8 protein-coding genes are annotated in these 12,470 nt (G+C 38.9%); 1 reads left to right on the top strand and 7 read right to left on the bottom strand.

What is annotated here, in order from left to right; genetic code table 11:
* Positions 1 to 2: 2 nt before the first annotated feature.
* The 5 genes from BXY82_RS05795 to BXY82_RS05775 all read right to left on the bottom strand — a co-directional run bounded on the left by BXY82_RS05795 (position 3) and on the right by BXY82_RS05775 (position 7,487).
* Positions 3 to 584, bottom strand: a complete 582-nt coding sequence (locus tag BXY82_RS05795; protein ID WP_133757206.1) for a c-type cytochrome — start codon at positions 582 to 584, stop codon at positions 3 to 5.
* 5 nt (positions 585 to 589) lie between these two features.
* Positions 590 to 1,123: a DUF3341 domain-containing protein gene (locus BXY82_RS05790; protein ID WP_133757205.1), complete on the bottom strand. Its 534-nt coding sequence runs from the start codon at positions 1,121 to 1,123 to the stop codon at positions 590 to 592.
* Positions 1,124 to 1,127: 4 nt separating this feature from the next.
* Positions 1,128 to 2,876 (bottom strand): NrfD/PsrC family molybdoenzyme membrane anchor subunit, encoded by a 1,749-nt coding sequence (nrfD, locus tag BXY82_RS05785; RefSeq protein ID WP_133757204.1) that lies wholly within the window; start codon positions 2,874 to 2,876, stop codon positions 1,128 to 1,130.
* Positions 2,877 to 2,907: 31 nt separating this feature from the next.
* On the bottom strand, positions 2,908 to 6,036 hold the full coding sequence (locus BXY82_RS05780) for a TAT-variant-translocated molybdopterin oxidoreductase (protein ID WP_133757203.1): 3,129 nt from the start codon (positions 6,034 to 6,036) through the stop codon (positions 2,908 to 2,910).
* Positions 6,037 to 6,194: 158 nt separating this feature from the next.
* Positions 6,195 to 7,487 carry a c-type cytochrome gene (locus tag BXY82_RS05775; RefSeq protein WP_133757434.1) on the bottom strand — a complete coding sequence of 431 codons (1,293 nt, stop codon included), beginning with the start codon at positions 7,485 to 7,487 and terminating at the stop codon, positions 6,195 to 6,197.
* 296 nt (positions 7,488 to 7,783) lie between these two features.
* On the opposite strand from BXY82_RS05775, the gene BXY82_RS05770 reads away from it, so the two are divergent.
* Positions 7,784 to 8,161: an SPOR domain-containing protein gene (locus BXY82_RS05770; RefSeq protein ID WP_133757202.1), complete on the top strand. Its 378-nt coding sequence runs from the start codon at positions 7,784 to 7,786 to the stop codon at positions 8,159 to 8,161.
* 224 nt (positions 8,162 to 8,385) lie between these two features.
* Here the strand turns inward: BXY82_RS05770 and infB are convergent, their stop codons facing one another.
* Both infB and nusA read right to left on the bottom strand, forming a co-directional pair.
* The gene (gene infB, locus BXY82_RS05765; protein WP_133757201.1) at positions 8,386 to 11,199 is read right to left on the bottom strand and encodes a translation initiation factor IF-2; all 2,814 of its coding nucleotides are present in this window, start codon (positions 11,197 to 11,199) and stop codon (positions 8,386 to 8,388) included.
* A gap of 29 nt (positions 11,200 to 11,228) precedes the next feature.
* Positions 11,229 to 12,461 carry a transcription termination factor NusA gene (nusA, locus tag BXY82_RS05760; protein WP_133757200.1) on the bottom strand — a complete coding sequence of 411 codons (1,233 nt, stop codon included), beginning with the start codon at positions 12,459 to 12,461 and terminating at the stop codon, positions 11,229 to 11,231.
* Positions 12,462 to 12,470: the final 9 nt, after the last annotated feature.

The raw sequence follows: 12,470 nt of genomic DNA, 5'->3' as shown, positions 1-12,470 counted from the left end.
ATCTATATTGAATCTTTAACAGTCTGACTTCCTCCTAATTCTGATTTAAGTTGCATCACATAATCTACAACTTGCCAACGCTCTTCTTCGTCCAATTGGTTTGCATAGGACCCCATCACGTTTTTACCATAATGTATGGTGTGGTAAACACTACCTTCAGTCAAAGCTCTACCTTGATCATCAAAAGAAGGGACGCCTAAAATTTTCTCTCGAGATACTAAGATGCCTTTTCCATCACCTTTTTTACCATGACATACGGCGCAGTAAATATCATATAATTGTCCGCCTCTTGGAGAATCAATTTGTGTAGAATCTAAAGGATTCTTTAAACTTGCTTTTGCTTCATTATAACCTTCAATTGAACCATCAATGTCAAATGGTTTATGGCCTCTAGCTACTGAACCTTCTGCTGGTAATTTAGCTTGCATCCCATTAGGCAAGAACTCAACTTCATCATAGGATTCATATCCTACCGACTCATACATATCTGGAAAATACTGATAATTTGGTCTCGTACTCTTCTGACATGATGCAAAAGAGATCAACACTACCATCAATACTACTAATTTAAATAAGCTTTTCATGTGTATTAGTGTGCTTTATCAATTAAGGTAACTTCTACTGCTCCTGTATTTCTTAACATATCAAACTGCTCATCAAGATTTTGACCCGCACTGATCTCCATTAAAAAATGATCATCTGTTGTACGTACATCTGGGTTTTCGGCTTCTTTAAACGGCCAAATTCTACTGCGTAGGTAAAATGTAATCACCATTAAATGCGCTGCAAAGAATACAGTCAACTCAAACATAATAGGAACGAATGCTGGCATACTTTCAATATAGCTGAAACTTGGTTTTCCACCTATATTCTGTGGCCAATCTTCTATCATGATATAATTCATCATCACTGTAGCAACCGCGAGACCAATACATCCGTAAATGAAGGCTGTAATTGCCAAACGTGTTGGTGCCAATCCCATTGCTTTGTCTAGTCCGTGAACCGGAAAAGGCGTATATATTTCTTCAATATGATATCGTTCTGCCCTTACTTTCTTTACGGCAGCCATTAAGACATCATCATCTGTATAAATAGCGTGAATAACTTTTGAAGATACTTCCATACTACTATTTGTTGTTAATTAATGTTATAGCTTGTCCTGCCCAATCATCACGCTCAGCCCTTCCTGGGAAAGATGCCGTAATCTCGTCTAACAAGTCATATTCTCTTTTCGTCATCTTACTTACTTGCAAGTAGGAGTAAATACCTATTCCGTTAAGAATTTCTTCCATTTTAGGACCTATTCCGTTAATTTGCTGTAAGTCGTCTTTTGTTTGTGTCAATGGATCAAAAGTGCCAACACCCTCCATAAGCTTATTAATCGCTTCAGGGTCATGTGCCGCTGCCGTTGATGGCGCTTCCACCACTGGAGCTCCTGCATGCGGAACAACTTTGTGTGTACGCTTATCAATACCCGTACCTACCAAGCTTCCACCTGAATCTCTTATGCTTTTGTAACTCTGACCAGATGATTTTAAAATTGTTTTGATTTCTGCTTGTGCAATTACTGGGAATGTACGTGCATATAACAAAAACAATACAAAGAAGAATCCAATGGTCCCGATAAAGATGCCGATATCAACAAAGGTTGGAGAGAACATGGTCCATGATGATGGCAAGTAATCCCTATGTAATGAGGTCACGATAATTACGAAACGCTCAAACCACATTCCAACGTTTACAACAATGGAGATAAAGAATGAGAACATAATACTCGTTCTCAATTTCTTGAACCACATAAATTGTGGAGAGAACACGTTACAGGTCATCATCAGTAAATACGCCCACCAGTAAGGTCCAGTAGCTCTATTTAAGAAAGCATATTGCTCATATTCTACTCCAGAATACCAAGCGATAAACAACTCAGTAATATAAGCAACACCAACAATAGACCCGGTAATCATGATGACGATGTTCATCAATTCAATATGCTGAATGGTAATATAATCTTCAAGACTTACCACTTTCCTCATGATGATCAATAAGGTGTTTACCATAGCGAAGCCTGAGAATACCGCTCCGGCAACAAAGTATGGAGGGAAAATGGTAGTATGCCATCCTGGAATTACTGAGGTTGCGAAGTCAAAAGATACAATCGTATGTACAGAAAGTACAAGTGGTGTTGCCAAACCTGCAAGAACCAATGACACTTCTTCAAAACGTTGCCAATCTTTAGCTCTACCTGACCATCCAAAACTTAATAAAGCATATATTTTCTTTTGAAACGGCTTTACAGCTCTATCTCTCAACATGGCAAAATCAGGCAACAAACCAGTCCACCAGAACACTAAAGATACCGATAGATATGTAGAAATTGCAAACACGTCCCAAAGTAATGGCGAATTAAAGTTAACCCATAAAGAACCAAATTGATTTGGAATAGGCAATACCCAGTAAGCTAACCAAGGTCGACCCATGTGTATGATTGGGAACAATCCTGCCTGAACAACAGCGAAAATGGTCATCGCTTCCGCAGAACGGTTAATAGCCATACGCCATTTTTGACGGAATAATAACAATACTGCTGAAATCAAGGTTCCTGCGTGACCGATACCTACCCACCAAACGAAATTGGTAATGTCCCAGGCCCATCCAACTGTTTTATTTAGACCCCAAACACCAATCCCTGTTGAGACGGTATATATAATACAACCAATTCCCCAAAGAAAGGCGAGAAGCGAGATAGAAAAAACTATCCACCACGACTTGTTGGCTTTTCCTTCTACAGGCTTAGCGATATCCACGGAAACGTCGTGGTATGATTTTTCACCTCTAACTAAAGGTCTTCTAATAGGTGCTTCGTAATGAGACGCCATAATGCTTTTAGAATTATTTCTTAATTAATTATTATGCTTCGGTTGTATTTCTCACGATTGTGTGGTACTGAACATTTGGCTTGGTGCCAACGTATTCCAGTGCGTGATACATACGTTTATCTTCCTTAAGTTTCGCAACTTTACTTTCTTTATCATTGATATCTCCAAATACCATTGCCCCTGTACCGCAAGCTGCAGAACATGCAGTTTGGAATTCACCATCTTTAATTTCACGTCCATCACGTTTCGCATCAAGAATCGTTTTCTGTGTTTTTTGAATACACATTGAACATTTTTCCATAACACCACGAGAACGCACTACAACATCAGGATTTAATACCATACGTCCAAGATCATTGTTCATGTGGTAATCAAACTCATCATTCTTAGCATACAAGAACCAGTTGAAACGACGCACTTTATATGGGCAGTTGTTTGCGCAGTAACGTGTACCAACACATCTATTATACGCCATATGGTTTTGACCTTGACGTCCATGAGATGTTGCCGCTACAGGACAAACAGTTTCACAAGGTGCGTGGTTACAGTGTTGACACATCATAGGTTGGAATGCTACCTGAGGATTGTCGGCTGCAATTTCCATTTCGTGTAGGGTGTTCTTAATACCGGTGTCACCAGTTAAGCCATTTGCAGCCTCTTTCTTATTGAGATCTTCGGTAAATGTATCTTCTGAAGAGTAATATCTATCAATACGCAACCAATGCATATCTCTACTCTTTCTCACTTCAGCTTTACCTACTACCGGTACGTTGTTTTCAGCGTGACAAGCAATAACGCACGCCCCACATCCTGTACACGCATTCAGGTCTATAGACAAGTTAAAATGATGACCAATAGATCTATCAAACTCGTCCCATAAATCGACATCTGGAGACGTTACAGGAGTTTCGATATGATTTAAGGAGACGTGAGGAACTTCATTATAGTAGCTCTTATCCTTAGTATTGAAAATTTCGAGTGTAGTTTCCTTTATGATATCGCCACGACCCATTAAAGTATTATGCAATTGGATACAAGCAAATTCATGCGTTCCAGCAACTACCTTTAAAGAACAATCTTGAACATTATTAAAATTATTATAGAAAGGGTAAGCGTTTATACCTACTTGCATTTCTTCCTTAAGACCTTTTTTACGACCGTAACCAAAAGACATCCCTACAGATCCTAAAGCTTGACCTGGCTGAATGATTGCTGGCACAGTCATGGCATGACCATTAACTGTAACTTCAACCAAACTTCCATTAAGACCTCCATCAGCAACATGCCAATTTTTAATGCCCAATTTTTTGGCGTCAGCGCTAGAAACCGTGACATAGTTATCCCAAGTTGTCCTAGTAATTGGATCAGGAAACTCTTGTAACCATGGATTGTTGGCCTGTTGCCCATCTCCCATACCAGTTTTGGTATAAAGTTGCAATTCCATTCCATTTCCTTTGGCAGCAGTAGCTAAAGCTCTTGCAGCTTCACCTCCTGAGGAAGCGGTCATGGTTTGTTCAGCAACATCACCTTCTGGTGCAGATTCTGGACCTGTAGCCAATACACTGGTTAGGCCTGTTGATACAAATATACCATCATGTAATGCTTGATTAAATGAAGCACCACCAAGCACACCAGTATCCCAGTTTTCTTTGATAAAATCGTAGTAAGAAAGATCACTTCCACTCCATTTTAACAACGCGTCCTGAAATTGACGTGTATCAAATAAAGGGCGGATTGTTGGTTGTGTTAAACCAAAATGACCTTTTTTAAGCTCAACATCACCCCATGACTCTAAATAGTGAGGTGCTGCAGCAATATATTGAGATTCAGAAGCGGTCTCATCGGCTTTCATAGAAAATGCGATAGACAATTCTGTTTGTTTTAAACCTTCTGCAAACTCCTTTGCATTTGGCAATGTATATAGCGGATTAACACCACTCATAATTAAGGCCCCAACCTTACCAGCTTTCATATCAGCCACCAAAGTCATAACTTCCTTATCGCTACCTTGTCTTATTTTGATAGGCGTAGCTGCATCAAAAGCTTTACTTCCTAAGGCAGTATTAATCTCTAGGGCAACTGTTTGTGCATTGACATCATTTATACCTGTCACAACAACACCGTTGCTACCCGCTCTTTTTAACTCTGAAGCTACTTTCTGAATACTCTCATCAATATGTGCAGGTAAATCTGTAGTTACAGATTGTCCGGTTACATAAGAATATAATTTAGCAAGTGCTTGTTTTTGTTGAGATGGTGTTGCCGGAATACGTTTGTCAGCATTTGCACCAGTAAGAGACATGTTGGATTCTACTTGAATATGTCGTGACATTTTCCCGTTTGTTGGAACACGTCCTTGGGCATACCCAGCTTCAAAACCACCGCCTTGCCAATCTCCCAGAAAATCTGCACCCACAGATACAATTACAGATGCTTTAGCAAAATCATAATTAGCAAAACCTCGTTCGCCATATTTTGCTTGATACGCATCTAATGCAGAAGATTCAGAAACGGCATCATAAACCACGTGACGCACCGAACCATACTTTTCCTTAAACTTAGAAATTAGCTTGCTTGTTGATGGACTTGCAAAAGTTTGTGTCAATAACACAATCTCTTTCCCGCCATTCATCACATCAGTCAATTTCTGATTTGTCTCAGAATCGAATGTAGACCATGAAATGTTTTTACCTTCTTTTTGAGGGCCTTTAACTCTTAGGTTGTCGTACAACCCTAAAACAGAAGCATGAACTCTAGCATTGACACCACCTTTAGCGGCTTCTAGATCATTACTTTCAATTTTAATAGGACGTCCTTCGCGAGTTTTCACTAAAACACTTGCAAAATCAAAACCATCAGCAATTGTAGTAGCATAATAATTAGCCACACCAGGTATGATTTCTTCTGGTTGCACAACGTAAGGAATCGATTTGATTACCGGGCCTTCACAAGCTGCTAAAGAAGCGGCTGCTGTACTGAAACCAACATATTTTAAGAAATCACGACGTGTTGTTGAAGACTTCTCCAAATTGGATTTGTTACCTAAAAATTCGTCCGTCGGAATTTCTTCAACAAATTCATTTTGCCTAAGCGCCTCAACAATAGAGCTATCTGTATTTAGCTCCTCAACACTTTTCCAGTATTTCTTGTTTGATGACATAATTTATATTTACGATTTTTGATTTCCGATCTACGATTCTAATTTACAGATTGTCTCTAGCATGGCAATCGTAAGTCGTCAATCGTAAGTCTAAGATGTTATACCTTTTTTGTTTGTTCTAAAGCTTCCTTTAGAGGAATAGCGCTCTATTTACTCGTTTAATAATGGCATTTACCACATTCTAAACCACCCATTTGTGCAACAGTTAGTTTCTCTACACCATATTTTTTAGACAACTGCTCATGAATTTTGGTGTAATATGCATTGTCCTCAACCTTCACATCAGTTTCTCTGTGGCAATTGATACACCAACCCATTGTTAATGGCGCATGCTGCGACATAATTTCCATAGTTTCAACAGGACCGTGACAAGTTTGACACTCAATACCACCAACCGTTACGTGTTGTGCGTGGTTGAAATATGCAAAGTCAGGCAAGTTGTGTATACGAATCCATTTTACGGGTTGTGGTTCGCCTGTATATTTTTGCTCAGCAGGACTCCATCCTGTAGCAGCGTAAAGTTTTTCAATTTCTTTATTGTAATCTACGCCGTACTCTTGCCCTTCTGCCAAAGTCTCCGGAGACACTTCAGAAATAGATTTATGACAATTCATACACACGTTTAATGATGGGATGCCAGATTGTTTACTTACTCTAGCAGAAGAGTGACAGTACTTACAATCAATACCATTGTCTCCGGCGTGAATTCGGTGAGAGTAATGAATTGGCTGCACTGGCTCATATCCTTGATCTACACCTACCTGCATAAAATAGCCATATACAAAATAACCACTAGCAAGCAATAATAACACAACACTAACCAATACTAAGAATTGATTTTGAACAAAGGCTTTCCAGATAGAAACGCCTTTTTGATCTTCAACCACAATTCCCTTAGCTTCAGCAAAACGGTTTAACGTACGTCTTACTAAAATTAAAGCCATGGCCAATAGTGCAAACAAAACTGCAAGAGCTCCAAGAATCAAAGTATTTGACGTACCAGAATCACCACCAGTAGCGCCGCCACCAGTATTCGCCTCAGGAACTGGAGGAGCTGCCTTCTCTTCAGCAGTATAGGCCAAGATATCACTGATATCCTGATCAGACAACTGAGGAAAAGCCGTCATTGGCAACTTGTTGTAATCGTTGTATATTTTATTTGCGTAAGCATCACCAGATTTGATAAGGCCGGCACTATTATGAATCCAAGCAGTTAACCACTCCCTATCCAGACCTTGCTCATCTGCCAAACGTTGCTCGATATTACGAAGCGCTGGTCCAGTCATGGGCCCGTCTAATTTATGACATGCGGCACAATTGGAGTTGTATAATGTTTTTCCCTTTGCAGGATCACCATCTTGAGCGTGAAGCGATGTTGAAAACGTAAGTAAAATAAGAAACCCTAATTGTAGAATATTAGAGGCCAATTTACGGTGTATCACCTGTTTCATATTATTAGTTGAATTATCTTCCAAACTTTGGTATGATTTTTTCATTAAAAAGAAAAAAATACAGTTATAAAATCTCTGGCAAAAGTAATACTTAAAGTCGATTATGGAAATGTTACAGTTCTGTTAATTGATAATTTATAAAGATTCTAAATAATAAACGAGCCCTTATTCTAGTTAATTAAAATGACATGAGCGGATTGCAAATTAAATTTGATATTTTTGCAAATTGTGAACGCTAAATTAAATTTGATCACAACAACAAATAAACACTATTTATTCTAAAAGAAGAAAATTCCATGATAAAACCTATCGCAAAATTAGCCCTAATTGCATTTACGTGTTTCTTAACCACTGATGCTATGGTTGCGCAACAAGGCACAGTGTCCATTGATCAGCCAAAGGATATTGATAAATTATTAGAGTTTAAGAAAGATCTGCGAATTTTGAACGCGTTTAGAATTCAAGTCTATAATGGATCGAGAGGTGGCGCGGAAGCAGCAAAAAGTCAGGCAGCCAGCTTGTTTCCTCAATGGAGTAATTCTATAGAGTATGAACAACCGAACTACAAAATATGGGTAGGCAATTTTAGAACACGTTTAGAAGCAGACCGTGCCCTGATTACGGTAAAGAAAAGCTATGCAAACGCTTTTATTTTACTTCCAAAAATAAAATAGAGTTACCGGTTTAGGTGGATGACTACGTTTGAGGCTATTTAAGGCTCCCATCAACAAACACCTGCTAATTATTATATGCGATGGACGTTATGAGCATTAAATGCGCTTTAAAATACTATTTTATGGCGATTCATATAAAATTACACAACAACATCAGAACCATTATACTACATAAAAAAAAGCGACTCCTACGAGTCGCTTTTTTTATGGTTATATAACTAATCTTATCTCAATTTCTTTTTCACTTCTACTTCATGGAAGGCTTCAATAACATCATTCTCTTTAATGTCATTATAGTTTTTAATTTGCATTCCACAATCGTAACCTTTAGAGACTTCTTTAACATCGTCTTTGAAACGTTTCAATGATGACAATTCACCTGTATAAACCACGACACCTTCTCTAATCAAGCGGATGCCTGAGTTTCTGAAGATTTTACCTGAAGTGACCATACACCCAGCAATTGTTCCAATTTTAGACACCTTAAAGATTTCTCTAATTTCGGCAGTTCCTGTAATTTCCTCTTTAAGCTCTGGAGACAACATGCCTTCCATGGCATCTTTAAGGTCATTAATAGCATCGTAGATAATAGAGTACATTCTGATATCAATTTCTTCCTTATCAGCAATTTGACGTGCATTACCCATTGGGCGTACGTTAAATCCGATAATAATAGCATCAGATGCGGTGGCTAACAATACATCACTTTCTGTAATGGCACCAACACCTTTATGGATGATATTTACTTGAATTTCTTCAGTAGACAGTTTTTGGAATGAATCCGTTAAGGCCTCAACTGATCCATCCACATCTCCCTTAAGGATAATATTCAACTCTTGGAAATCTCCAAGGGCGATACGACGACCAATTTCATCAAGCGTGATATGACGTTGCGTTCTTACAGATTGCTCACGTTGTAACTGTGTACGTTTTGCGGCAATTTGTTTTGCTTCACGTTCATCAGCAAATACATTAAATTTATCACCTGCTTGTGGTGCCCCATCCAATCCTAAGATCGATACTGGTGTAGAAGGTCCTGCACTCTTAACATCATTTCCACGTTCATCATGCATGGCTCTTACCTTACCACTGTTTTTTCCAGCCAATACGTAATCTCCTACTCTTAAGGTTCCTGCCTGCACTAAAATTGTGGAAACATACCCTCTACCTTTATCTAAAAAGGCTTCTACAACAGTACCAACTGCACTTTTGTTAGGGTTTGCTTTAAGCTCTAACAATTCAGCCTCAAGAAGTACTTTTTCCAATAGTTCTTTTACGCCATGACCTGTTTTGGCTGAGATATCATGGGATTGGATTTTTCCACCCCAATCTTCAACCAATAAGTTCATTTGCGCTAAACCTTCTTTTACCTTTTCAGGGTTAGCTCCCTGCTTATCTATTTTATTAATGGCAAAAACAATTGGCACTCCAGCCGCTTGCGCATGGGCAATTGCTTCTTTAGTCTGCGGCATGATACTATCATCTGCTGCAATAACAATAATTGCTAAATCTGTTACTTGAGCGCCACGGGCACGCATTGCCGTAAAGGCTTCGTGACCTGGTGTATCCAAGAAGGCCATTTTTTGACCACCTTCCAATTGCACCCCGTAGGCTCCAATATGCTGTGTAATCCCTCCAGACTCCCCGGCAATAACATTTTCTTTACGGATGTAATCCAAAAGTGATGTCTTACCGTGATCTACGTGCCCCATTACAGTCACAATAGGTGCTCGATCTATTAAGTCTTCTGGTTTGTCTTCAACAACCACAATGTTGTCTTCTAGATCTGAGGTTACAAATTCAACGTCATAACCAAACTCATCAGCAACAACTGATAAGGTTTCGGCGTCTAAACGCTGGTTCATCGTTACCATCATCCCTAAAGACATACAGGCTGAGATAATTTGCGTTACCGGAACATCCATCATAGTAGCCACCTCACTTGCCGTAACAAACTCAGTTACTTTCAACACTTTGCTTTCCGCTTCTTGCTGCTCAATATCCTTTTCCGTTTGCGAACGGTGCTGATCTCTTTTATCCCTTCTGTACTTGGCGCCTTTACCTTTATTGGTTTTTCCTTGAAGTTTTTCAAGGGTTTCGCGAATTTGCTTTTGCACATCCGCTTCACTTGGCTCTTCTTTTACTGTACTGGTTCTGTTTCCAGATTTCCCTTTATAATTAGGACTTGTACCTCTATTGGCACCAAAAGCCGGTTTGTCTCCGGGAGCCGAAGGTCCTTTGCTAATACGACGTCTCTTTTTCTTATTGGCGTCATTTGCTGCCGGCTTCTTCTCTTCTTTTTTCTTTTTCGGTTTGTTAAACTGAGAAAGGTCTATCTTTTCTCCCGCTATTTTAGGACCAGATAGTTTTTGATATTGGGTTTTGATTTGTTCTTCACCTGTCTCTGAAGTTTTAGGTGCTTCTACAGCATCGGCAACTTTAGGAGCTTCCGTCTTTTCAGCTGGCGTCTCTTTTTTTAGCGCTTCTTTGGGCGTATCAGCTTTTTTAGAATCTTCCTTAGGTGTCTCTTTGGCAACTGGTGCCACCTTTTCAGCTGGCTTAGCTTCTTCTGACGGTTTAGGCGCTTTTGGCTCTTCCACCGGCTTTTCAACCTTTGGTTCTTCCGTTTTAGGCTTGTCCTCTTTAGGTGCTTCCACTTTTGGTTGTTCGGTTGTTTCAGACTTCTTGCCGTCTAAATCAATCTTACCAACTTGCTTCGGCCCACTAAGAGACGCTTTCGCCTTTACAACTTGTTTGTTGGCCTCCTCTTTCTTCAGTTTTTCCTCAATCTCCCTTTCACGCTGCTCACGTAACTCCTCTTTTTCTTTCAACTTTGCCTCACTAACCTCCTGAGAGGCCATTTTTTTATTGGCATCAGTTTGAAATTCATTGGAAAGAATCGTATGAACATCCTCTGATATTTTCGTATTAGGACTCTTTTCCACAGCAATGCCTTTTGATTCTAAAAAATCAACTGCACGGTCAATGGAAATATTGAGCTCTCTTAATACTTTATTTAATCTAATTGTATCAGCCATAAATTGCTTCTAATATAACTTAATATGTGTTATTCTTCAAATTCTTCCTTAAGAATTCTGATAACATCTAAAATGGTTTCTTCTTCTAAATCGGTTCTCTTAACCAAATCCTGAACATCTTGTTCTAATATACTCTTAGCAGTGTCTAAACCTGCTTTACTGAATTCCTCAATAATCCAACCTTCAATTTCATCAGAAAATTCTGACAATTCAACATCCTCTTCTGCACCTTCCCTAAAGACATCGATTTCATATCCTGTTAACTGTCCAGCCAATCTAATATTGTGACCTCCTCTACCAATAGCTTTACTCACTTCTTCTGGTTTAAGAAGCACTTCAGCCCGCTTGGTTTCTTCATTAAGCTTTACAGAGGTTACCCTTGCTGGACTTAAGGCCCTGGTGATGAACAATTGGATATTACTGGTATAGTTGATAACGTCAATGTTTTCATTACCTAGCTCTCTCACAATACCGTGAATTCTAGATCCTTTCATCCCTACACAGGCGCCAACAGGGTCAATTCTATCATCATAAGAATCTACCGCCACTTTAGCCTTTTCACCTGGCATACGCACTACTTTCTTAACCGTAATCAAACCGTCAAAAACTTCTGGAATTTCTTGTTCAAACAATTTCTCCAAAAAGACTGGCGCTGTTCTAGACATGATAATAGTTGGCTTATTACCTTTAAGCTCAACACTTTCTATAATTCCCTTTACATTTTCTCCTTTACGGAAAAAATCAGATGGAATTTGCTTTTCTTTTGGAAGGATGATCTCGTTACCTTCATCATCCAATAAAATAATAGCTCTATGACGAATGTGATGTACTTCAGCAGTATAAATTTCACCTACTAAGTCTTTAAAGTGCTTGTAGATATTTGTATTATCATGCTCATGGATTTTAGAGATCAAATTCTGACGCAAAGCCAAAATAGAACGTCTTCCTAAATCGATAAGTTTTACTGCTTCTGCAACATCTTCGCCCACCTCAAAATCGGGTTCAATTTTGCGTGCTTCTGACAATTCAATTTCTTGGTTAGGTTCTTCAACCTCTCCATCAGCAACAACAACTCTATTTCTCCAAATTTCTAAATCTCCCTTGTCAGGATTTATAATGATATCAAAGTTATCGTCATCTCCATACTTCTTCTTCAATGCATTCCTCAAAACATCTTCTAAAATCGCCATTAAGGTTACACGATCAATTAATTTATCGTCCTTAAATTCTGAAAAAGAATCAATTAACGCAATATTCTCCATAACTTATCG

The organism is Gelidibacter sediminis, from assembly GCF_004364975.1.
GTDB classification, from domain to species: Bacteria; Bacteroidota; Bacteroidia; order Flavobacteriales; family Flavobacteriaceae; genus Gelidibacter; species Gelidibacter sediminis.
This window is presented reverse-complemented; position numbering and strand designations above follow the sequence as displayed.